The following is a 23,953-nucleotide window of genomic DNA, read 5'->3' on the forward strand; positions in this document are numbered from 1 at the left end:
AAGAAGGTCTTTGACCAATGGGGACTCGTGTCGTTGCTTGATACAGTATTACGGCTTCAGTGCCGACCATGAACCGCCGTATACGGAACCGTACGTACGGTGGTGTGAGAGGACGGCGGGAGTAATCCCGCCTCCTACTCGATCCTGTTTCCTGTCCAATAGATCTCCTGCAGTCGATGCAGATATACTGGCATCGTGCCGACTGGAGATGCGCCGGAGCGAACGTCTGTAAACCGCTGAACAGGAAACGAGCTTATGTCTGGAAATGAACCTTTTGACTGGTCATCGACGCCCGCCGCGGTGTGGCGTCGCCATCGCGCAGGTTTGCGCGCAGTGCGAAGACTCGACCCGGTTCAGTGGGGCTCTTTGACCGGCATTGAACGCCAGCAACAGGCGCTTGCGCGCAACACGGAGCGCTTTCTTGCCGCAGAACCTTCAAATAACGCGCTGCTCTGGGGCGCCAGGGGAACAGGCAAGTCTTCCCTGATCAAGGCGTTGCTGAATCGCTACAAGGAAAAGGGCCTGAGAATCATCGAGGTGGACAAGAACGACCTGGTGAACTTGCCGGAGATTGTCGATGACATCTGCGACTTACCATTTCGCTTCATTATTTTCTGCGATGACATGTCCTTTGATGCGGGCGAATCCGGTTACAAAGCTCTGAAAAGCGTGCTTGAGGGCTCGCTGGAACTGCCGCCTGAGAACGTTCGTGTCTATGCAACGTCCAATCGTCGCCATCTGATGCCGGAATACATGTCAGAGAATCTCAAAAGCAAGGCGCAAGATGGTGAGATACACCCGGCTGAGGCGATTGAAGAGCAGGTGTCGCTGGCCGACCGTTTTGGTCTTCAGCTTTCCTTTTATGCATTTCCTCAGGATGTTTATCTGCAGGCAGTAGATGCCTTGTTTCCAAACGCGACTGACCGGGAAAATCTGCACCGAGAAGCGATCCGGTTTGCCACCTCCAAAGGGGTTCGCAATGGCCGCACCGCGCAGCAGTTTTATCGGCAGTTTGCGGGGGATGAATTCGCCCGCTAGAGCGGGTTCTCCTGGTGCTTGATCAATAATGGGTGGGCGGGATAATAGCCCGGAAACAGACGCCGTCTACACCGTCACGTGTCTCATTCAGTGCCTCTACGCGACCGCCGTGAAAATCAACGATCAACTGAACTATCATCAGGCCCTGACCAAGATGGCCTTCTTCCCGCTCATCTCGTACCGACACGAAAGGGCTGAAAATACTGGTGTCGGGATGGTCAGGCAGTGTTGATCCGGCGTTGAAAACGGACAGGGAAACAGACGGCTCTGCCTGTTCAAGACCGATAAGAATCCGTTCGTTGTGCGGAGTAAAATCCCGGGCATTGTCCACCAGTTTATCAAGCAGTTGCACCATCAGCTCGGGAGAGCCGGTCAGGCGGATGCCGGATTCCGGGCCGGTATAATGAAACTGATGATGTGGGTCCAGAGACTGGTAGGCCGCCGTTGCCTGGTGGATAACATCGGCAAGATCGAACACTTCTTTTTCAGCATGATCAAAGCTCTGCTCCAGCCGGGTTGCCTCGCTCATGCTGTGCAGAATCTGGCGCAGTCGTTCGGTGGCTGCGGCTGCGCGCCCGATGTATTGCGAGCGTTCTTCTTCGGTGTTGCTGTGAGACAGATTTTCCAAAGATGAACGTACCACGGCGACCGGGGTTTTGAGTTCGTGGGACAAACGCCGCGAAAAGCTCTCCAGATACCGGTTATAGCCGTGCAGTCTGTCGGCCATTTGGGCGAAATGGTTTTGCAACTGCCCCAGTTCATCCCGGGCTCCGGAATCCGGCAGAGTGCCGATAATACGTCCATCCTTATCAATGCTGGCGCTGACCGCACGTTGTAAACGGGCAATACGCCAGGATAACCAGCTTGCGTAACCCAACAATACCAGGGTCAGGGCAATGATGATGACGGTGCTGCGAGCAATGACTGAGCCCAGAGTAGAGCCAGACAGCGTCAGCAGTTGATCCAGGGATTGCTCCAGCACCAGAGTCCGGCCGCCGAATACGGGCTCGGTGGTCATCAGCCAAACACTGTCGTCACCGTGACGGACCAGACCTTCTCGGGGAAGGGTGTTCATGTCTAGCTTGCTGGCATCGGCCGCTATAGCCGTGGGCTTGGGTTGGTAAAGCCGCACCAGAGCCCGAAGCCCGTTGAGACTGGTGTGTTCAATAACCTGCAAAGGGCTGAGAGCTTCAAATTCCGGCCGTACCTGGCGGGATGGTGTCGCCTGCTGTGCAATGACCCAGCCCGCTGGCTCCACCAGGCGCACTAGCTGCCCTCCGTCCATTCCCGGCGAAAGGTGCCGTTCCAGCAATGCGTTCCGCGTGATCAGAATCGGTAATGGATCCGTGGACGTTGATGTCTGCGTTGAATCCGCATTGACCTGCCACTGAGCGGCAAACCCCAGACGGCTTCCTTGAGGCGGGTTGGGCAGCTCCAGCTCGAGCTGCCAACCGTTGCCTGCAGGTTGCCAGGCCCCGTTCACCCTGTAGTCCGGTGTATGTTCGGGGCCCGTGGTGGCATAAACCTGGCCGGGTGCGGGTGTGCGGATTAACCATGAATCAGGACGAAGGTCGGGTTCAACCGTTCCGTCCGGGGGCGCGAGCCAGATATTGAGCCGGTCATAGGGTTGGTCGGGATCGCCCGGATTGAAGAACACAGGTTGACGATTGTTGATGCGTATCAGCAGGTACAGATGGCGTTGGTCGGTCGCTGCCTGCCAGTGAAGAGTGGGTTGCCCCGCGCGTTCAGATGACGGGTCGGGCTGTCCCGACGGTTGCCAGAGCTGATTCTGTTCGCCCTGATCGTAACCGGGCCAGTCGTCGCTGTAGCCGTCCAAGTTAAGAGGCGCGTTCAGGTTTTCCACATAAATCGCAGGGGTTTGCGGTGCTATCAAAGGCTGGCCAAGGCTGAAGTCTCCGGCGATGTTGGCCAGTCGTTCCGCCTGATCCTGCAACTGCTGAAGGGCCTGCTGGCGCAGCGCCTGGTCCAGCTCAAGCACAAACTGCAAGCCAGCCCAGGGAATCAGCAACATTAACAGACTGGCTACAAACAGTTGGCGCTTGAGCGTCACGACTCAGAACTCACGGGCATTCCAGCGATAGCCCATTCCATAGGCTGTCTGGATGCTGTCAAAGGTGCCGTCTATCTGCAGGAATTTGCTCCGGATGCGTTTGATGTGGGAGGTCACTGTGTTGTCATCCAGAAACGTGTTGGCAGCTTCCATCAGTTGTTCGCGGCTGCGCACGTGGCCTGGATGCTGTACCAGTGCGTGCAGCATCCAGAATTCTGTCACGGTGACATCGATAGCCGCCTGGTTCCACGCAACCGTCATGCGATCGACGTTGAGGCTGAGCCGACCGCGGATGACCACTTCTTCCGGCTTCTGAAGCGCCTCTGCCCAGGCATCGGCCCGGCGCAGCAGAGCAGTCACCCTCGCCAGCAGGTGCTCCATGCTCATGTCCTTGGTGACGTAATCGTCAGCGCCCAGGCGCAGGCCGTGAACGGAATCAATGTCGCTGTCGCGGGCCGTCAGAAAAATGATGGGCAGCGTTCCGGAGAGTGAGCGCAGGTCCTGGCACAGGGTAAACCCGCCTTCCGGTTCATTCCCCAGGCCAACGTCAATAATGGCAAGGTCGGGCAGGCTCTGGCGCAGCACCTGCCATGCAGACGACCGGTCACCGAAGGTGGATACGCGATACCCCCGGCGTTCAAACGCGGCGCGGTAGTTGTCGCGAATGGCGGGTTCGTCCTCAATCAGGACAAGGTGTTTCTTCATGGCGTTGGCGTGATCCGTCGATGCTGAGGCCCTATTTAAACACGGCGAGCGGTGAGAGCAAGGTTAGCTTGCGGTGTTGCCATAATTCATCATTTTTTGTGTGCGGAATGTCCGATTCTGCCACGGGAGCTCCTTTTCGAATTGCTGAAATGACGGTGTCTTGTTTGTCATGCAGCCAAAGGATCTTGTCATGATGTTTTCTGCCATTTCGTCGAAGCATAGCTCTGTATCGTTTCTTCAGAGTCCGCCGTCCCGAGCGGCTGAGGCCTCTCCCGAAACACGCTGTGAATACGTCCGTGTACGCTCGGCTCCGCCATCCATGGCTCCGCACGGTTTCGTGAGAGGCCTCAGCCGCCCGGGAGGGTTTAGCGCAGGGCGCTCGATACGTGTTCGGCGCTTTATGGAGGGGGTCAGTTTGTGGATGGCCATATTGCTGCTGCTGTTTGTTCAGCCTCTTTATGCCGAAGCTAGTACCGGCGGTGATGACACGGCGGGTGTTCTGCATTTTGTGGATGATAACGGCCAATGGCAGGAACCGGCGTTAGTGTTAGGGAGTGATTTTGATGTTCAGGTCAGCGGGCTGATTGCGGACAGTAAATTGGTACGCACTTTTCGGAACACCAGTGATCAGTGGCGTGAAGGTGTGTTCGTGTTTCCGCTCCCGGAGAAAGCCAGCGTATACGGGCTGGTCATGAAGGTGGGGGAGCGCACGATTGTGGGGGAGGTTCAGCCCCGGGAGGAGGCGAAGAAAACCTACGAGAAAGCCCGGGATTCCGGGCGTTACGCCGCAACCGTTGAGCAACAGCGGCCCAATCTGTTCACGACCCGTGTGGCGAATATTCCGCCGGGTGGCACGGTCAGCGTGGAACTTGATTACCAACAACCGGTGCGTTATCAGGATGGAATTTTTGAGCTGAGTGTGCCGACAACGCTGACGCCAAGGTACATGCCGGGCGAGCCCTTGGCTGCAACGGCACAGCAGTGGCAGGGTGGCTGGGCAGTGCCGACCACGGAGGTGCCGGACGCCGATGCCATCAGCCCGTTCACGGTTGATGTGGCGGATGTGGCTGCTGACAGTCATCGGGCGTCGGTTCGGTTTACGATTGATGCCGGTCTTCCTTTGGCGCGGGTATTCAGCCCAAGCCACGAGGTAAAATCACAGACAGATGGCCAGGTGGTGACGGTTCAGCCTCAGACCGGGAACATTTTAATGAACCGTGACTTCGTACTGCGTTGGCAGCCCCTTGCGGGTCAGGAGCCAAGCGCCGCTGTTTTCCATGAACGCTGGAAAGGAGAGGACTATCTTCTGGCGATGTTAGTCCCCGGGCAAGCCGGTAACGTCCGCTTGCCCCGGGAGCTAACGCTTGTGATTGATACGTCCGGGTCCATGGCTGGCGAATCCATACGCCAGGCTAAGGAAGCCTTACAGCAGGGCTTGGGGACGTTGGCTCCCGGTGACCGGTTCAATGTAATTCAGTTTAACTCCCAGCCCCATGCGCTGTTCACACAGCCCGAATTAGCAACAGCCAACAACCTCGCGCGCGCTCGACAGTACGTAAGCCAGTTGACGGCGGATGGCGGCACGGAAATGGCCTCGGCGTTAACCATGGCGCTCGAGAGTGCCGGCGAGAGTGCTGGTGAGAGTGCTGGCGAACCACACGAAGCCCGGTCATTAGAGACATCAGAGACATCAGAGACATCACCAAGGGTGCAACAGGTGGTGTTTATGACCGATGGCGCGGTTGGCAATGAGTCAGCGCTGTTCAGTCAGATTCGCCGTCAGTTGGGCGACCAGAGGTTATTCACGGTCGCTATCGGTTCGGCGCCCAACAGACATTTTATGCGTGAGGCCGCGCGCTGGGGTCGTGGCACTTATAAGGCGGTGCAGAGTTCTGCGGATATCAGCGGACCGTTGACGAGGTTGTTTACGGCCATGGAGTCGCCGGTACTGACGGATATCGAGGTGAGCTGGCCGGGTCAGTCCGCATCGGCACGGAAAAACAGTTTTCCCCTGCGCCCAGGCGATCTGTTTCAGGGCCAGCCCCTGCTACAAGCCATGCGAGGCGTGCCGTCCGCCGGTGAGTTAACAGTGTCAGGCCGGTTGCCGGGTGGCGTTAAATGGCAGCGACGACTGGATTTGCAGCAGGCTGCGGTTGGCTCGGGCCTTCATCGTTACTGGGCGCGCGAAAAAATCGACAGCCTTCTCGATGAGGCACGGGTGAACGCACGTGAGCCAGACAAAACAGCGGTGACCAAGTTGGCGATCGAGCACAGTCTGATGTCGCCTTACACCAGCTTTGTGGCCGTAGACGCAACGCCGGCCAGCGACTCTGTCCGCGCCTCTCTCCGAAACCCCGAAAGCGCTTTTATAAAAGACAACCTGCCAACCTTGCGTCCGGCGGGAAGCCAGCCCAGTATGACACGCTATCCGCAAACCGCCACAGCAGCGCCTCTGTTTATTGCTCTTGGGCTGCTCGGGTTGATGTTTTCTGTTGCTATCGGGCTGTTGCAAAGGCGGGCGTACCCATGAGCCGCTTCATGTTGCTGCTCATGACAAGTTCTGCTGCTTTGCTGGTTTTCGGGCTGTGGATTCCGCTGAAAGCCGTGGTGGCCCAGGAGCTGCTGGAGATTGCCTGGGCTGAGAGCCAGGCTCGGCAAATCGAATCCCGGCCGTGGCCTTGGGCCGATACCTGGCCGGTCGCAAAGCTGTCCATGCCAGCGTTGAACGATTCGATGATCGTGCTGGCGGGTGTTCATGGCGAAAGTCTGGCCTTTGGGCCTGGTCAGATGATGGGGATAGAAGGTCAGGAGGGCGCGGTGATTATTGCCGGCCACAGAGACACCCATTTCCGGCCCCTGAAATACCTGGAGCCGGGTAACGAGCTGCGGCTGCAAAGCCGTGACGGGCGCTGGCAAAGTTATCGGGTGTTCGAAACCAGAATTGTGGATAGCCGTTCCGAATTCATCAATACCCGCGCGCTACCGGCGCACACTCTGCTTCTGGTTACCTGCTATCCATTTGACAGCCTCGAGGCTGGTGGACCGCTCCGGTATGTCGTAGAAGCACGAGCTGATGATGTTCCCCGCCCGAACGTCACAGGGAAAGCCGACACTGTTGCAGGCCTGTAAACTTGGCGTACACTTGTGCGCCAAAATCCTGTTACCGAGTTGTCTCTATGGGTGTTTTACGAAGTCTGTTGGCCTGGTTGAGTGTTCCGGTGATCTGCATGTTTGCTTTGCCAGCGTATATTGTGCGGCCGTTCAACCCCGACAACAACCGACTGCTGGGCTGGACCATGGCGCGTGTTGGCAGGGCAATACTGGGCATGAAGCGCCCTCTTGACGGCGCCCACAACATGCCCGTAGACCGGCCGGTTGTGGTCATCGCGAACCATCAGTTTAACGATGATCTGTTTGTGATGGGTGATCTCATGCCACCGCGCACGGTTACGGTTGGAAAATCAGCGCTGATCTGGCTGCCGTTTTTTGGTCAGGTATTCTGGCTTGGCGGCAATGTGATGCTTGATCGCGCGCATTCACGCAAAGCGATTGCGGCCATGCAGGCCACGAGCAACGCGATTATTCAGGATAACAAAAGCCTGTGGGTATTCCCGGAAGGCACCCGCAGCCGTGGTCGCGGTTTGCAGAACTTCAAAAAAGGTGGATTTTACGCAGCGGTAATGGCCGGGGCGCCGATTGTTATGGTGTGCAACGGTGAGTACCACAACAGAACGCTGGGCTGGTCGGGCAGGCGCGAGCCCGTGGCCATTCGCATTTTGCCCCCGGTTGAAACCGTGGGACTGACCGTCGACGATGTTCCAGCCCTGATTGCGAGCTGCCACCAACAGATGGCAGACGCTGTAGCCTCCCTTTGACGCACAGGACCCGTTTAAAGCCACATCGGAAGAGGTTGAAGCACCCGTAAAAACAGGGCAGTCTTCGCCACACTTGAGGTTTTTTAAAGAACTCCCCAACAATGTTCTGCGATGAAAGGTAAGAGCTAAATATGATTGTTCCTATTACTGGCGTGTTTGCAGCTGTTCTCGGTATTTTGTTGTTGGTGCTTTCAGTTCATGTTGTGAAGTTTCGCCTGAAGCACAACAAGAACCTGGGTGTTACCGATGATCGCGATTTTGAAGTCGCCGTTCGCGCCCACGCCAACCTTATCGAGTACGCGCCGCTGGCGCTCATAATGTTGGGCCTTGCGGAGCTGAATGGCGTGTCCAGCGGCTTTGTTTACTGGACAGGCATGACGCTGGTGACCGGTCGTATTCTTCATGCCTGGGGCATGGTTAATGGCCATGGTGAGTCGCACAAGGCACGGGCGATTGGCATTGTCATGACCTGGCTGGCCATTTTGGCGGCCGCGATTCTTCTGCTTTGGAATGTCTGGCAGGTGTATGTTTGAAAGAGTGAGCCTGATGGAGTGACTCAGCGCCGCCGGGGTCGCCCGTTCCGGCACCGGGCTGATGTCTCGTGCTAGAGCGCTTTTGCCATATCGAGAGTCAGATATTCGAGCTCTACCCGGCGGTTGGCGGCCCGATCATCGGGCGTCGCCAGAGGACGAGCCGAGCCCCAGCTTGCAACGAGAATGCGCGACTCGTCGATGCCTTCTTTAACCAGAAGCCGGGCCACCGCGCTCGTGCGCAGTCGTGAAAGAAAGCGATTGTAGTCCTCGGCACCAAAATTATCGGAGTGGCCGTGAATTTGAACACTCACGCTCGGATGCTGGCGCAGATAGGCCGCATGTTGGCAAACGGTGGATCTGTCTGGCTGGTCCAGTGAGTGCTTGTTGAAGCCGTAATGAAACCTCATCCGGTGTGGGCGGTTGCCTTGGGTCGCAAGGGCGGCCGCATCAAAGCCAGATGCCACTGCCGCTTTGGCAATTAGCTCCGGGTTGTCTAATACGAGTACGGTCATCTGCAGTATCCTTGCTTCAAATCTTCGGTTTTTATTGTTATTCCTGCTTACTATTGGTCGAGGCAGCAATAACGGCAATTGGCGGATGGTCGACATAACCTCCGCGCTCAAAATCATTTAAGCGCGAAAATAAGACACTGGTATGATAAAAACCTGCTTTTCAGGGACAGATTATGATGAATTGTGACCATCAATGTTGATTATTCCTGCTGAGAACGCTGTTAACTGGAAACGCCCGCCCTGGGTTACCCTCGGCTTGATGCTTTCGTGCGTTCTGGTTTTCCTTTTTTATCAGGCCGGAGACAGTCGCAAGCTCCAGCAGGCAGTCGACGCCTACGTGAGTTCCGATTTGCCATTGCTGGAAGAGCCCGCTTACGAGGACTACCTGCAGCGGAAGATTCGTTTTGAAGGCGAAGATGACCAAGCGCTGGAACTGCAGCGATTTCAGGAACTGAAAGCCGGGGGCGAGCGCGCCTGGCTTGCGGCGAGCCTTTTGATGGATCGCGAGTTTTACCAGTACCTGCTGCGCAATCGCGATATTATCTGGGCCCCGGCAGACCGCGTGCTCTGGCTGGAACAGCGCAGCCGCATTGAAGAAACCTACATGGAGCGTTTGAGCGCTCAACAACTCGGGCTGATTCCGGCACAGCTGTCTTTGGGAACCCTGGTTACCTACCAGTTCCTGCACGGCGGCTGGGGCCATATTATTGGTAACCTGATTTTCTTGTTCCTGCTGGGCTTTACGGTTGAAAAAGCACTCGGCCCGGGCCGGTATCTTCTGGCTTATCTTTTGTGCGGCGCATTATCCGGCGCCGTCTTCACCGTTTTCTCGCTCGGCAGTTATATCCCGCTGGTGGGCGCGTCCGGCTCGATTTCCGGGCTGATGGGCATGTACGTCGCCATTTACGGGTTGAAAAAAATTCGTTTTTTCTACTTTCTCGGTGTGTATTTCAACTACTTTCGGGCGCCCGCGTTGGCCATACTTCCGGTGTGGCTGGGCAAGGAAATATACGATTACTGGTTTGCCGGCGCGACCGGAGTTGCCTACCTGGCGCACGCCGGCGGTTTGGTGGCAGGTGCAGGATTAGTATGGCTGCTGGGTAAAAGTTGGCTTCAGGTAAGCGAGGCGTTTTTTGAGCCGCAAGAGAACGAACAGGACGAACGCTTCACAACCGGCTATGCCCAGGCCATGGCAAGTCTGGGGCGCATGGATTTTGATCTGGCCAGACGCCAGTTCGAGGCCATGCGTGAACAGTACCCGGACAGGCCTATTTTGCTGGAGCACCTGTACAACCTGGCCAAACTGCGCCCGGACAGGCCTGAATACCTGTCTCGCACCCGCGAACTGATGAACGACACCTTGAGTCGCCGGCAGCCCGAGCAAATGATTGCGACCTGGCAGGAATACCTGAGCAAAGGGGAAAGCCATCACCCGCTTGCCGCGCAGGATCACAACCGAGTGTTGTTCACCAGCCTTCGGCAACACGATCTCAAGGCTGCAGAAAAGGCCTTTGAGCGGCTGCGAGGTGCCGATGATCCGGTGTTGACGGCAGAAGCCTGTCGGCTACTCGCCGAAGAATTCGAAAAGCTGCAAATGGCGCCCAAAGCACGCCATTACCGGCAGTTGCTTCAGGCGAGTTGATGGTGGTCGGGAAACTGAGGGACGGGTGTTCCAAAACACGCTGTGAATACCTCCCTGTACGCTCGGCTCCGCCATCCATGGCTCCGCACGGTTTTGGAACACCCGTCCCTCAGTTTCCCTGGTCCGGCGTTGCGAATGACGCCTTGGGACCTTTCAAGAGTTCTCGCTTCTCAATCTGGTCCAGAAACACCGGAATCTGCGGGTGCAATGGGTGATTGGTGCAGCGCTTCTGGATAAACGTCAAAAAGGCCCTCGCCTTTTCCCACTGGCTCAACCCGTTGGCCAACGTTTGTGCAACCAGCAGGTAGGCCGGGGCTAGCTCGTCGCTTTCCGGGAAACGTTTGTGGAAATCCTGCAACAGTCGCAGCGCCTGCTTGAAGTGCCCCTTTTGATAAAGAAAACGAGCGCAGCGAACGGCTAACTCCGGGTCATCCAGTTTGAAACCCGACTCCGCAAATTCCAGAATACCGAGAACGGACGCTATGCCTTCTCCGTCGTTTCGATCCGCCAGCCAGCCCAGAATTCGTGGGTGGTATTGGTAAAGTTCAGTCGCGTCGTTTTGGGCAATTAAAAGCTTATAAAGTTGGCCGATACGCACCGGATCATCCCGGTTTTGTTTTAACGTCTCCTTGAGCATGCTCTGGACGCGATCGTAGTTGCCGTCTTTCAAATTCATATCAATGTCTGCATCAAAGCGGTTGCCTCGATCCCGCTGGTGCCTATCCGCATTGGAGGCATCGTCTTGGGTATCGGCAGAAAATCCTAATTCCTCCTGATACTGAAATAGCAGATAGCCAAGCATATTGAACAGAATCAGCGTAAAGGTGCTGTTCAAAAAGCCGGATAAGGGTTGGGATAACCAGAACGGAAAGTGGGTCAGCGCAAAGTCCTGCGCCACACCGGAGGCCATCGTCAGCAGAATGAGGTAGCCGTACAACAGGAAGTAGGGCGTGCCTATGCGGGAAATCAGCACCGCCAGGTTCATGGGGTTAACCGCTGCGCCCACAGAGCGCTCCATGGCCAGCACCATGATGCTGGCGGGCAGCGCCAGTAGCACAAACGCCAGCGCCAGCATCATCAGCCCCGGGCCGCCCAGCATGGCAGCAGTGCCAACCAGCCCGCCCATCACAATGAACACCAGCAGTTGGAGAATAACGATGTTGAATCCACTGCCGGTAAACGCAACAGACACCGACGGCGGCTTCAGATGGCCCTCGGCCGTGTGGTTGATCACTGCGTAAGTGTATTTGAACAGCGCCAGTGCCAGTACCAGCCAAATCAGGATGCCAATCAGGTTGGCCGGGGCAAAAATCGGTACCAGTGTACAGATGGCGATAACGATTAACGGATCAGTGTGAAAAGGATAACGAAAAAAAGATCCAATCCGGTTCCAGAATGGTACTACCTCAGTCGCAGCACCCAGATACCGCATGGCTTTGCTGCATGCAGGGCATAGCGCCTTGCGCTTTCGAGTGTCGGCGTCTGGCATGCAGCGGGTGCAGTAGTGAATCTGACATTCACCGCAGTGCCATTTGGCAGGGTCGCCCGGGTGGTAATGGCAATCGTGTTTCATGGTTGAAGAAGAGCCTGCCTGGATAAAAATAGGCCTTCATGATCGCAAATATAGTGACTAAAGAATACGTCAAGGTGGCCGCATAACACTGGGTTGGCGATACTTTTCCAAAAACGGGGCAACCTACTTTTTCATGGCAAGACGGCTCATTTGAAACTCATTCCGATTACGTTAGTACTGATCGCCTTTATCCTCGCCGCCGCTTTGCCCTTTGCCCAGAGCCGGCTTGAGCGTGGTGTTTTTCGGGTATCGGAGCTGCGTCACCCGATCTGGATTTGCCACGGGTAAGCGCTGACCTGGCACGGCTTTTGGCAAAGGTTGGGGGTTAAGCGTCCAGGCCAGGTTTTCTAAACAACATGAGTCGCCAGCACAGGTCTGGTTTAAATATGAGGTGTCAATGTGAGTTCAATCAATAACATTCAGGGATTGCGTCAGCAAGAATTGCTCAGAGTGGATCGCACGATCTTCTGGCTGTTACTGGCGCATGTGCCGATAGTAGGCCTGTTGGTGCCCTGGAACTACGGAACCTATAGCTTTGCCATGGTGGCATCGCTTGTAATTGGTGGGCTGGTCGTTGTCGGTTACAGCTTGCTGCGAGGCACTCGGGCCTGCGGCGTGCTGTTTTGTCTGTGCCTGATGCTGTTCTCTGCCACCATGATTCAGGCCCAGCTTGGGCGTATTGAAATGCACTTTCATATTTTCGCTGCGCTGGCGTTGACCATTGCTTATCGTGATTGGTTGCCGGTGTTCGCCGCAGCGGCGTTGATAGCGGTGCACCATGTTGTGTTGACAGCGCTGCAGCTCTCGAACGTTACAATCGGCGACATGCCCATTATCGTGTTCAATTACGGCGGCAGCTGGTCGATAACTGGGTTGCACGCGGCGTTTGTGGTGTTTGAGGCCAGTGTCGTGTCGTTTTTTGCCGTCAGAATGGCCGCCGAACAGGCGCGTTCCTGGAAAATGATTGCGCTGGTCAACGCGTTTGACGACGAACAGGATCTTCGCGGTCGTCTGGATAACCCGACACACGATCTGGCCGCGAGCGCATTCAATACCATGATGGCGCGATTCGCCGAATTGATTGTGTCTGTGCGGGCGCTGTCCGGTCAGCTGCATAACAGCGTTTCAGCGCTTACCGCAGCCGGCGCCTCTACTGGCCGCATTATGGATGCTCAGCAGGTTCAGACCGACCAGGCTGCCGCTGCCACTAACCAGATGACCGCAACGATCCAGGATGTGGCGCAAAACGCGCAGTCTGCAGCCGAAGCGGCAACGCGCTCGGCGAGTGCGTCTACCGAGGGCGCGCGCCATATCAAGAGCGCGATTGTCATGACCGAAGCCACCAACACGGCACTGATCGACGCCTCACGTATGGTCACCGAGCTGGTAGATAAGGTGCAGTCTATCGGAACGTTCATTACCTCAATCAATGATATTTCAGACCAGACTAACCTGCTTGCACTGAATGCGGCAATCGAGGCTGCCCGCGCCGGTGAGCACGGCCGTGGTTTTGCCGTAGTGGCGGATGAAGTTCGTAACCTGTCGCGGCGAACCCAGGATTTCACTACGGAAATCCGCGCCACGATGGATGGCTTGGCAAACGTTTCGGAAGCCACTCTGGCGGCGATCGAAATGGGGCAGACCCGATCCAGGGAAACCCTGGGTGCCATGAGTCAGACCGGCACGGCCATTGCGGATATTGAAGCGGCGATTGCTGAGGTAAACGGCATGAATCTGCAAATTGCCTCGGCCACCGAACAGCAGGCGGTTGCGTCCGGGCAGATAAATGGCAGTGTCCAGCAGGTGGCAGAGCAGAGCCAGAGTGTGCTCCGGGAAGCCGCGAAGTCGCAGGCCATGGTTGCAGATGTTGAGCGCATGATTGCAGAAGTTGATGCGTTGATCGCCGATTACAAAGCGTGATAACGGCTTTTCGGCGAAGGCATTCAGGCGTTCCATTCACCGGCTGAATAACGAACATTGCCGGCGGAGAGTTGAAGTCTGCCGAAACAATGCGATAGTAATAGGATAGCCACTCGTCGCAGGAGGCATTACATGTCGAACGTTACTAAAAATCAGGACAGCCTGAATACTCTGAGCAGTTTGCAGGCAGGCAATCGCACATACCATTATTACAGTTTGCCCAAAGCGGCTGAATCGCTCGGCGATCTCAGCCGTCTTCCTTTTTCATTGAAAGTGCTTCTGGAAAACCTGTTACGTAATGAAGATGGCGTAACGGTAGATCAAAGTCACATCAATGCCATGGTTCACTGGCTCAAAGACCAGCGCTCAGACACCGAGATTCAGTTCCGCCCCGCCCGTGTATTGATGCAGGATTTTACCGGCGTGCCCGGTGTGGTCGATCTGGCTGCCATGCGTGAAGCGGTCAAACGGGCTGGTAAGGATCCTGCGCTGATAAATCCGCTGTCTCCGGTGGACCTGGTGATCGATCACTCGGTGATGGTCGACAAATTCGGCACTCCCTCTGCGTTCGGGCAAAACGTCGCCATCGAGATGGAACGCAATCAGGAGCGCTATGAGTTTTTGCGCTGGGGCCAGCAGGCCTTTGATAACTTTAGCGTGGTTCCGCCGGGAACCGGTATCTGCCATCAGGTGAACCTGGAGTACCTTGGTAAAACCGTGTGGCATAAAAAGCAGGGCGATAAAATCATAGCCTATCCGGACACGCTGGTGGGAACCGACTCCCACACCACCATGATCAACGGCCTCGGCATTCTTGGCTGGGGTGTTGGCGGTATCGAGGCAGAAGCCGCCATGCTTGGGCAGCCGGTTTCCATGCTGATCCCGGAAGTAGTGGGCTTCAAGGTGTCTGGCAAACTGCGTGAAGGCATAACGGCTACGGACCTAGTGCTTACTGTTACCGAAATGCTGCGCTCAAAAGGCGTGGTCGGGAAGTTTGTGGAATTCTACGGTGATGGGCTTAAAGACATGCCTGTGGCAGATCGTGCCACCATTGCCAACATGTCTCCTGAGTATGGGGCAACCTGCGGGTTTTTCCCTGTGGACGAGCAAACGCTCAACTACCTGCGTTTGACCGGCCGTGAAGACGAGCAGATCGAATTGGTTGAGGCCTATGCCAAAGCCCAGGGCTTGTGGCGTGAACCCGGTCATGAGCCTACCTACACGGCCACCCTTGAGCTTGACATGGATGATGTGGAAGCCAGTATGGCCGGCCCGAAACGCCCGCAAGACCGCGTTGCATTGAAGAATATGAAATCGACGTTTGAGTTGCTGATGGCAACCGCCGAAGGTGCGCCGGAGGCGAGCGATGGCCGTGAAAGCAACCTCGAATCGGAGGGTGGCCAAACGGCGGTGGGCGTGGATGACAGCTACCACCACCCGTCGAGCCAGCATCTGGAGCTGAACGGAACGAAAACCCGGTTGGACCCGGGTGCAGTGGTTATTGCCGCTATTACGTCGTGCACCAATACATCCAACCCCAGCGTTATGATGGCCGCTGGCCTGATCGCCCAGAAAGCCGTCGCCAAAGGCCTGAAAACCAAACCCTGGGTGAAGACGTCCCTGGCTCCCGGCTCCAAAGTGGTAACCGACTACCTGCGTGTAGGCGGTTTTCAGGACGATCTGAACGAACTCGGGTTTAATCTGGTTGGTTACGGTTGTACTACCTGTATCGGTAACTCCGGCCCGCTGCCAGACGCCGTTGAAAAAGCCGTTGTTGATGGTGACATCACTGTGGCCTCCGTGCTTTCCGGCAACCGCAACTTTGAGGGCCGAGTGCATCCCCTGGTGAAAACCAACTGGCTGGCATCGCCCCCCCTGGTTGTGGCTTATGCCCTGGCGGGTAATGTGCGCCTGGATATGGACAAGGAACCACTGGGCGAGGACAACGAAGGCAACCCCGTATTCCTGAAGGACCTGTGGCCAAGCCAGCAGGAAGTGGCCGAAGCGGTAGAGAAAGTGAAAACCGACATGTACCGCAAAGAATACGCCGAAGTGTTTGACGGTGACGACACCTGGAAGGCCATTAAGGTACCTGAGAGCAAGGTGTATGAGTGGTCGGAAAAGTCTACGTACATTCAGCATCCTCCATTCTTTGACGGCATGAGTGAAGAGCCTGAGCCGATTGAAGACGTACAGGACGCGCGAATTCTTGCGCTGTTGGGTGATTCGGTCACCACCGATCACATCTCTCCGGCCGGTTCGTTCAAGGCCGATTCTCCGGCGGGCAAATACCTGCAGGAACACGGGGTAGATCCGAAAGATTTCAACTCGTACGGCTCCCGCCGTGGTAACCACGAAGTGATGATGCGCGGCACCTTCGCCAACGTACGTATCCGTAATGAAATGCTGGAGAACGTTGAAGGTGGTTTCACGAAATTTGTGCCCACCGGCGAACAGATGCCCATTTACGACGCCGCCATGAAGTATCAGGAGCAGGGCACACCCCTTGTTGTGATTGCCGGTAAGGAATACGGCACTGGCTCCAGTCGCGACTGGGCCGCCAAGGGTACGCGGTTGTTGGGCGTCCGCGCGGTTGTGGCGGAGTCTTATGAGCGGATTCACCGTTCCAATCTGATTGGTATGGGCGTTATGCCGTTACAGTTTCCCGAAGGCACGGATCGCAAGAGCCTGAAGCTGACCGGAGAAGAAACCATCACCATCAACGGATTGTCTGGTGAGATAAAGCCGGGTCAGACCCTGACCATGACGGTGACGTATAAGGATGGCGCAACCGCAAGCTGCGATCTGAAGTCGCGGATTGATACCGCCAACGAGGCCGTGTATTTCATCCACGGCGGCATCCTGCACTATGTGGTACGTGAAATGCTGAAGTCTGTCTGAGCCCACTGTAGTCCGGTTCAGATCAAAAACGGCAGCTTTTTAACAAGCTGCCGTTTTTTTATGGCTATCGCTGTTTGCCAGCGGCAGGCGTATCCAGAAGGTGGCGCCCTGGCCCGGCAACGACTCAAAACCGATGCAGCCCGCCATCACGGAAACCAGTTCGCGCGTAATGGCAAGCCCAAGACCGGTCCCACCCTGGCTGCGGGTGTCGGAACTGTCTGCCTGGGCAAAACGCTGAAAAATCTGATCCCGGAAAGCTTCGGGAACACCCTGGCCGTTGTCCCGAACAGCAATCGTGACGGTTGGCTTCCCGTCAGACACGTCATGCCAGGCTGACAGATGAACACGCCCCCTGTCTGGTGAGAATTTTATCGCGTTGGAGATCAGGTTGTTCAGCGCCTGCAACAGTCGCTGACCGTCCACCAGCACCTCGGCTTCGGGGAGGTCGGGCGCAAGATCAATGGTGATTTCACGCTGCACGCCATAGGACTGATTAACCGTAACCGCCTGCTCAAGAAGAGGCTGTAAAGGCTGTCGCTTCAGATTGATGTCCAGTTTCCCCGCTACCAGTTTCTCGATGTCCAGCAGATCGTTGATCAGCGTGGCCAACTGCCGGGCATTGCGCTCGGCGATGGCCATCATGTCCCGTGCTTTTGGGGTAAACTCCCCGGCAGTGCCGCTGGCCAAGAGGCCTATGGCGCCGATAATCGAGGTGAGTGGTGTACGCAGCTCGTGGCTGACGGTAGACACGAACTGGCTTTTCATGCGCTCTACCTTTTTGCGTTCAGAGATATCCTCTACCAGCACCCAGAGCAGTTTGCGCTCGGATGAGCTGCGTATCAGCATACTGTGAACAATGGCGGGGTAGCTGCCGCCGTTGCAGTCGACCATTTCCCGCTCGACAGGGCCAAAATAGCCTGTCGCCCCCAACTCGTTCAGCGCCTCGGTTCGCTGCGATGGATGGCTCGGTGCAAGCAGTTTGCGGTAGTCCAGCTTCAGGAATTCGTCCTTGCGGTAACCGGTCGATTTGAGCATGGCGGCATTCACATCGATGATGGTCGCCGTGTGGTAGTCCGCCAGAATGATGCCGCCAGGCGCGAGTTCGAACAACCGGCGAAGCTGTTGTTCGCTCTCTTGCAGCCTCAGCAATGCCTGTTTCTTGCCGTCAATATCTTCCAGATAACCGTGCCAGATGATACTGCCATCGGAAAGTGTCTGCGGTGTAGAGTGGCCTTCAAACCAGCGCGAGGTGCCGTTCTCAGCACGTACCCGAAACTGCACCGACCAGGTTGTCAGCAACCTTGCAGATTCTTCGATAGTGGTCAGCACCGCCGGCAGGTCTTCGGGGTCGATCATCGCGAATATCGCCGCTGCGTCTTCCCGGGCCTGCTCCTCCGTGACACCAAACGAGCGCTCAACGCCCTTACTTGTAAACGGAAAACTCATACGGCCATCAGGATAGCGGCGAAACTGATACAGCCCGCCGGGCAACATGTCGGCAAGTTGCCTGAGCATAATCAGAGATTCATTCTGTTGTGCCAGTTCCTGCTCACGGTAGTGGATAGCCAGTTCGCGGGCGCTGATCTGTTCTTCGGCACAGTCGGCGAGGTCTCTCAGGCATTGGCGCTCCTCATCGCTGAGCGTGCGCGGTTTGCGGTCGATGATGCACAGGGTGCCCAGAGCGTGGCCGTCCGCGCTGTGAAGAGGCGTGCCGGCATAGAACCGGATGTTCGGGTAGCCCGTTACCAGGGGGTTATCGAAGAAGCGTTCATCTTCTCGCGTATCCTCAATCACCAGCGGTTGCCGGTCGAAAATGGCGTGACCGCAGAACGAGATGCTTCTCGGGGTTTCGCTGACGTCCAGCCCGACACTCGATTTGAACCACTGTCGGTCACGGTCGATCAACGAGATCAAGGCAATGGGCGCATCTAACAGGCGTGCGGCCATCCGCGTAAGCCGGTCAAAGCGCTCCTCCAAAGGGGTATCAAGAATTCGCAATTGATCCAGTGCGGTTTGTCGTGCGCTTTCATTGTTTGGCAGATCGGGTGCTTTCACAAGGCCTGGCCCTCCGGTGGCGTGGGATGAATTGGCGAGAGGCGATTCAAGGGCAGCTCCACCCAGAAATGTGCGCCATCACGGTTGTAAAAACCGACATCGCCGTTCAGCAGGCGAGCCAGCTGTTGGCTGATAGCCAAGCCTAACCCGGTGCCGCTGGTTGCACGGGTGGTGCCCACTTCTGCCTGGGCAAAACGACCGAATATCTGGCTCTTGAAGGATTCCGGTACACCCGCGCCCTGATCGCTCACGGTAATGCGCAGCCGGTTACGATCGGTTTTTTCGGTGTGGATGGTGACCAGACCGTTTTGCGGTGAGAATTTGATGGCGTTGCTAATGAAGTTATCCAGAATCTGTCGCAGCCGATGACCATCGGTGTTCAACTGTATTTCAGGTGTGTCACTCAAAACCAGTGTAATGCCGGATTCCCGTGCCGTAGCTTCGTTACTGTTGGCGGTTTCTGCCAGCAGTTTTGGCAGGTTTTCGAGCTGGAAGCTCAGGCGCATCTGGCCGCTGGCGAGCTTGTTGAAATCGAGCATATCGTTAATGAGCAGTTGCAGTCGCTCACCGTTGCGCAAAGCCAGTGTTGCCATGTCTTTGGCTCGCGCTGGAAGCTCGCCCGTTGTACCGGATTGAAGCAGTCTCAAGGCGCCATTCATCGACGTCAGCGGTGTTCGCAATTCATGGCTGACATTGGAAACAAAGTTGTCCTTGAGCCGGTTGTTGGCGTCCCGTTCATCCATTAACTGGTTAAACGCCTGTGCCAGGTCATATACCTCTGGCGCTCCTTGCTCCTCAAGGCGGCGTGAGGATTCGGGTTTCTGGATCATTGAACGTATACGCCCAGTCATCTGGGTAAGGGACGCGGTTGTTGAGCGAAGCGCCACGTACGTCAGCAACAATATGCCCAGTGTTAATCCGATACTGATCTGGAAAAACCGGATGAAAGCCTGATCGGCGGGGGCCGTTGCAAGGGACTTGGGAACCGCGCGAATAAACAACCACCCAAGGCGTTGAAGATGACTGGTTGCATAGATCAGCGTCTCACCGGATTCGGCTTTAACTTCCCCGAAACGAATGCCGGACAGTGCGGCATCAATCAGCAGGTTTTCTCCCGGATCGGGCAGCTCCTCGATAATTTTCCCCGCACCGGAGCCCTCCACGAACAGGAAGTTGTCTGTATCTACCACCAGGAAGACAGCGTCTTTACTGGCGTCTCTCCTTACGTAATCCGGTATCAGCAGCGTTTGATCCATGCGGATGCTGCCGCCCACAAAGCCCAGTAGCTGTCCGTTATCACCCATGATTGGCACAATAAAAATCATTAGAGGCACACCCGTTGAACGGCCGATCACCGGGCGACTGATCACTGGGCGGAGCGTTCGTATGGCTTCTTTCCAATGGGGCAGGTCGCCAAAATAGGTGCCTACTCTGCCTGGCACAAACGTGCTCTCTGCAAGACTGGTAGCGTCGGGTGAGAATATGATCAAACTGTGACGGAACAACTCGGTCAGTTTTTGCTGCCGTTTCAGGAGCCTTTGTAGCTGTGTCAAAGGCAGCAACTGGTTGTCTTCGTGCAGCAGAGAAGCAAACTGGACCAACACGTTAACCCTGAACTCCAGGTTCTGGCTGACGAGGCTGGAAACCCGGGCGGTTTCGTTCGTCTGTTGCGCCGACAAATTGTTTTCAAAGTCCTCCAGCAGTGCTCCGTAAGCGGCATAGATAACAGAGCCCACGGTTGCCAGACTGCCAAGTATTATGATGACGGCAAGGCGTGTTCCCAGAGATAAATGAGTCAAAACCGGCTCCTATCTGGCTATTTTGCGAAAAACTTGCTTTGATTGAACCGTAATTGAGCCAGAATTCACAGCGTTTGCGCGCGATAATCAACAAGAGCCCTTATGCCTCAAAGTCCTTCGTCGGAGGTACGGAAAAAACTGGAGACTCTTCGTAACCGTTTTCGGGACAAAACGGTACGTGAAATAGAAGGGTTGGTCGCCAGTATCTTTAACGCATCCCGGCATCCGGAAGCCATCGAAGAGTTGACCGCAGCCTATCAGCTATTGCACAGGCTGGCGGGCTCGGCGGGCACCCTGGGCTATACACAGCTTGGCGAGCAAGCCCGAAAACTTGAAATCGCTATCAGGCCACTGGCAGACCAGATCGCTTCAGGCGCCGACAAAGAACATCTCCGGCTCCAGTTGGCGCAGCTCCTGGATGCCGGTTGTGACGAGCAGGTTACCGGCCTTGGCAATCTTTTAATAACGGCCGAACCCGTCTCAACCGAGTGGCATCGGCCGAGGCCTGCCGAGGCCGAAAATCAGTCAGTGCTGTTGATCCTTGAGTCTGACCAGGAACTCGCGGAGCTGATATCCCAGGGCTTGGCGTTATACGGCTATCAGTTGCGCAACCTGAGCAATGGCGAACAGTGGCCAGACAACATGGACGATGTTGATCTTGTTATGGTCAGGGATACGCTTTTGCAGGGCGAGGGAGCGGATTGGCTGCACAAGCTGCATAGCCTTCCGGTGATCTGTTTCAGTGACGCCCATGATTTTGCCACGCGTTATCGGTTGGCGTGTCTGGGCGTTGATGCCTGCCTGGATGAGCCTCAGGATATTCCCGCCCTTGCCGACCGAATAGAGCATCTGCTGGCCGAGGGGTTGGCCACACTGACCGGCCGCGTGATGATTGTGGACGACGACAGCGAGCTGCTGGAACACTACCGAGTGGTTCTCACCAGCGGTGGTCTGGAGGTTCGCACTCTGGCCGACCCGTCACGCTTGCTGTCGGAGTTGTCTGAGTTCCGACCGGACATTCTGCTCATGGACGTGCAGATGGGGCGTTATGATGGCCCGGCTATGGCCCGAATGCTGCGGTTTCAGGCCGAGTGGCTCAGCCTGCCTATTATTTTCTTTTCCTCAGAAGAAGACCGCAACCTGCAACTGGATGTTCTGGCCCGTGGCGGCGATGATTTTGTGACCAAGCCGGTATCCGATGAGTTTCTGTTGCGCACCGCCCGGATACGATGCTATCGCGCCAGGCAGCTCGGCAAGCTGGTCTCGCTCGACAGCCTCACCGGTCTTTTGAAGCATGCACTCGCGAAAATCGAACTCAACCGTGAGTACGCGCGCTGTAGCCGCACCGGGCACGATTCCGTTGTTGCCATGCTCGATCTGGATCATTTTAAACAGGTCAACGACTCCCACGGCCACGGAACGGGCGATATGGTCATCAAGGCGTTGGCAAATCTGCTTCGCCACCGGTTACGCAACACGGATATCATAGGCCGTTATGGCGGTGAGGAATTTGTGGTTGTGCTGCCCGAGTGCTCGTTGGAAAAAGCAGTTGAGGTGTTCGAAACACTGAGCCAGGACTTTGCCCAGCTTGTATTCAGTGGCTGCAAAGAGGAGTTTTCAGTGAGTTTCAGCGCCGGTGTTGCCACATTGAACGCTTACGAATCGGGCGAGCAGGCTATTGACGCTGCGGATAAGGCACTTTATCAGCGCAAACGTGCGGGGCGTAATGGCGTTACTGTGGCTTTGCGGGATGTGCGGTGATGCTGCGCCGCGAGCCGGGAAGGCCACAATGAACGTGTTGATTGTTGACGACGATGAGCTCATTGGCGATCTTCTGGAGACGGTCGTGGCGAGTGCCTGTCCGGGCGCTCACATCCAGATTTTTACGCTGCTGCAGTCTGCACTCCGTTACTGGCAACAACAGCCCGCAGACCTGGTCATTACCGACTGGAATTTGCCTGATGGCTCCGGGTTGGAGTTGATTCGTGCCGTCAGGAAAACCAGCGATAGTATCCCGGTTCTTATGATCAGTGGCCGCGCTGACCGTGAGTCTATTCTTGCCGCTGCTCATCTGGGCATCAGTGGATACATCAGCAAGCCTTTTCAGGTTGACGCCCTCCACAAGCGTCTGATCGAGCTGGTGCCGGCTTCGGCCATTCAGCACAGCGGAATAAGCACTCTGGATGAGAAAATGGAGGCGGCCTGTAGCTCTGCGATTCAGTTGCCTGGCCAGATCGATACGGCTGAGGTGCTGATGTTGATGCACAAAGACGACGCGCTGGATGCGGGGATGCTTGCGGAACAATGGAAGCGTGAGCCTGCCCTGATTGCGAAGATGCTGGATGTGGCAAACAGCGCATCTTTCCGGCGCTCGGGCACGTCGGTGAAAACACCAAGAGAAGCGATCAGCGTGATAGGGGTTTCCATGGCGCTGAACCAGGCGCTCGCGCTGTCGTTGGATATTGCGGGCAAGCTTGCATGCCCGCCGTTGGCCGAGCGCGCGCGCCTTGAACAGGAACAGGCGTTGCGCATTGCAGAGTCGGCCCGGGCGTTGGCGCAAAAGATCGGAGATAGCCCTGCGATTTACTACACCGCTGGGCTACTGAGCAGGTCAGGAGAGTTGGCAGCGCTGAAAGTGTTGCAGAATCACTGCGACCAGAGTGGCGAACCGCCGGAGCTTGAGCAGATTGACTCCGCTATTGCCTATTGGGCGGAAAAATTGGGCAATCGAATCAAGGTGCAGTGGCATTTGCCGCTTGATCTCAGGGAGTTGATCGGCGCCGTGTATTTTTTAAGCAAGAGCAATGTCAGCCGTTCAAAATTGGTGATGCGCGCGGCCGCCTTGCTGGCGGCGGAACAAGTTGAAGGCCTCGAGTGCCGCACATTATTGCGAAGGCTCGGGATTGAGCACCGTGAAAAAGGTCAAGACGATGCCAGACAGCAGTCTTAAACGTATTCTGATGATTGAAGACGAACCGGATATACGCACAGTAGCGGAGCTGGCCTTGGAAGCCATTGGCGGATTTGAGCTGACAGCCTGTGAATCGGGCCAACAGGCGCTAGAACGTATAGAGGATTGCCGGCCCCAACTCATCCTTCTGGATGTCATGATGCCGGGCATGGATGGCCCTGCGACACTGAAAGCCATCCGACAGTTGCCCGGGTATGCGGAGACACCGGCCGTGTTTATGACCGCGAAAGTTCAAAGCGATGAAATTCAGGGCTATCTGGCGCAGGGCGCAGCGGGGGTAATACCCAAACCGTTTGACCCACTGGCGCTGGCCGACCAGATAAGGGAAATCTGGAATGAAGCCTGCGCAATCGGTTAA

General features: G+C 56.2%; 17 protein-coding genes. 11 read left to right on the forward strand and 6 right to left on the reverse strand.

The features are described from left to right. The first annotated feature begins 255 nt into the window (after positions 1 to 255). Positions 256 to 1,038 carry an ATP-binding protein gene (locus ENI00_RS03685; RefSeq protein WP_304098970.1) on the forward strand — a complete coding sequence of 261 codons (783 nt, stop codon included), beginning with the start codon at positions 256 to 258 and terminating at the stop codon, positions 1,036 to 1,038. A gap of 22 nt (positions 1,039 to 1,060) precedes the next feature. Here the strand turns inward: ENI00_RS03685 and ENI00_RS03690 are convergent, their stop codons facing one another. Then, on the reverse strand, positions 1,061 to 3,109 hold the full coding sequence (locus tag ENI00_RS03690) for an ATP-binding protein (protein WP_304098973.1): 2,049 nt from the start codon (positions 3,107 to 3,109) through the stop codon (positions 1,061 to 1,063). 3 nt (positions 3,110 to 3,112) lie between these two features. After that, a complete protein-coding gene (gene pdsR / locus ENI00_RS03695) occupies positions 3,113 to 3,814 on the reverse strand; it encodes a proteobacterial dedicated sortase system response regulator (RefSeq protein WP_304098978.1) in 702 nt (233 codons plus the stop codon). A gap of 190 nt (positions 3,815 to 4,004) precedes the next feature. Between pdsR and ENI00_RS03700 the strand changes: the two genes are divergently transcribed. The 4 genes from ENI00_RS03700 to ENI00_RS03715 all read left to right on the forward strand — a co-directional run bounded on the left by ENI00_RS03700 (position 4,005) and on the right by ENI00_RS03715 (position 8,222). Further along, positions 4,005 to 6,344: a marine proteobacterial sortase target protein gene (locus tag ENI00_RS03700; RefSeq protein ID WP_304098981.1), complete on the forward strand. Its 2,340-nt coding sequence runs from the start codon at positions 4,005 to 4,007 to the stop codon at positions 6,342 to 6,344. After that, positions 6,341 to 6,943 (forward strand): class GN sortase, encoded by a 603-nt coding sequence (locus ENI00_RS03705; protein WP_304098984.1) that lies wholly within the window; start codon positions 6,341 to 6,343, stop codon positions 6,941 to 6,943. Before ENI00_RS03700 ends, ENI00_RS03705 begins: the two co-directional genes overlap by 4 nt. A gap of 47 nt (positions 6,944 to 6,990) precedes the next feature. After that, positions 6,991 to 7,689 (forward strand): lysophospholipid acyltransferase family protein, encoded by a 699-nt coding sequence (locus tag ENI00_RS03710; RefSeq protein WP_304098986.1) that lies wholly within the window; start codon positions 6,991 to 6,993, stop codon positions 7,687 to 7,689. A 131-nt stretch (positions 7,690 to 7,820) separates the two neighbouring features. Continuing rightward, positions 7,821 to 8,222, forward strand: a complete 402-nt coding sequence (locus ENI00_RS03715) for an MAPEG family protein (protein ID WP_304098988.1) — start codon at positions 7,821 to 7,823, stop codon at positions 8,220 to 8,222. Between the two features lie 71 nt (positions 8,223 to 8,293). On the opposite strand, the gene ENI00_RS03720 is transcribed toward ENI00_RS03715, so the two are convergent. After that, positions 8,294 to 8,734, reverse strand: a complete 441-nt coding sequence (locus tag ENI00_RS03720; protein ID WP_304098990.1) for an OmpA family protein — start codon at positions 8,732 to 8,734, stop codon at positions 8,294 to 8,296. A gap of 193 nt (positions 8,735 to 8,927) precedes the next feature. Between ENI00_RS03720 and ENI00_RS03725 the strand changes: the two genes are divergently transcribed. After that, positions 8,928 to 10,376 (forward strand): rhomboid family intramembrane serine protease, encoded by a 1,449-nt coding sequence (locus ENI00_RS03725; protein WP_304098992.1) that lies wholly within the window; start codon positions 8,928 to 8,930, stop codon positions 10,374 to 10,376. Positions 10,377 to 10,485: 109 nt separating this feature from the next. Here ENI00_RS03725 and ENI00_RS03730 read toward each other — a convergent pair whose 3' ends face one another. Beyond that, a complete protein-coding gene (locus ENI00_RS03730) occupies positions 10,486 to 11,949 on the reverse strand; it encodes a B-box zinc finger protein (protein WP_304098996.1) in 1,464 nt (487 codons plus the stop codon). Between the two features lie 399 nt (positions 11,950 to 12,348). On the opposite strand from ENI00_RS03730, the gene ENI00_RS03735 reads away from it, so the two are divergent. Together ENI00_RS03735 and acnA are read left to right on the forward strand one after the other, a co-directional pair. Further along, entirely contained in the window at positions 12,349 to 13,869 is a 1,521-nt protein-coding gene (locus ENI00_RS03735) for a methyl-accepting chemotaxis protein (protein ID WP_304098999.1), read from the forward strand. A gap of 132 nt (positions 13,870 to 14,001) precedes the next feature. Continuing rightward, entirely contained in the window at positions 14,002 to 16,770 is a 2,769-nt protein-coding gene (gene acnA, locus ENI00_RS03740) for an aconitate hydratase AcnA (RefSeq protein ID WP_304099002.1), read from the forward strand. A 39-nt stretch (positions 16,771 to 16,809) separates the two neighbouring features. Here acnA and ENI00_RS03745 read toward each other — a convergent pair whose 3' ends face one another. Both ENI00_RS03745 and ENI00_RS03750 read right to left on the reverse strand, forming a co-directional pair. After that, positions 16,810 to 18,825, reverse strand: a complete 2,016-nt coding sequence (locus ENI00_RS03745; RefSeq protein WP_304099006.1) for an ATP-binding protein — start codon at positions 18,823 to 18,825, stop codon at positions 16,810 to 16,812. Beyond that, positions 18,822 to 20,624 (reverse strand): sensor histidine kinase, encoded by a 1,803-nt coding sequence (locus ENI00_RS03750; RefSeq protein ID WP_304099009.1) that lies wholly within the window; start codon positions 20,622 to 20,624, stop codon positions 18,822 to 18,824. The genes ENI00_RS03745 and ENI00_RS03750 overlap by 4 nt, the downstream gene beginning before the upstream one ends. Before the next feature lie 102 nt (positions 20,625 to 20,726). Between ENI00_RS03750 and ENI00_RS03755 the strand changes: the two genes are divergently transcribed. Genes ENI00_RS03755 through ENI00_RS03765 form a run of 3 tightly spaced genes read left to right on the forward strand, consistent with a single transcriptional unit; the run spans position 20,727 to position 23,953 of the window. Next, positions 20,727 to 22,385 (forward strand): diguanylate cyclase, encoded by a 1,659-nt coding sequence (locus ENI00_RS03755; protein WP_304099012.1) that lies wholly within the window; start codon positions 20,727 to 20,729, stop codon positions 22,383 to 22,385. A 28-nt stretch (positions 22,386 to 22,413) separates the two neighbouring features. After that, positions 22,414 to 23,574 carry a response regulator gene (locus ENI00_RS03760; protein ID WP_304099015.1) on the forward strand — a complete coding sequence of 387 codons (1,161 nt, stop codon included), beginning with the start codon at positions 22,414 to 22,416 and terminating at the stop codon, positions 23,572 to 23,574. After that, positions 23,555 to 23,953, forward strand: coding sequence for a response regulator (locus ENI00_RS03765; protein WP_304099019.1), 399 nt, complete (start codon positions 23,555 to 23,557; stop codon positions 23,951 to 23,953). The genes ENI00_RS03760 and ENI00_RS03765 overlap by 20 nt, the downstream gene beginning before the upstream one ends.

The organism is Marinobacter antarcticus (assembly GCF_011049865.1).
Classification (GTDB): domain Bacteria; phylum Pseudomonadota; class Gammaproteobacteria; order Pseudomonadales; family Oleiphilaceae; genus Marinobacter; species Marinobacter antarcticus_A.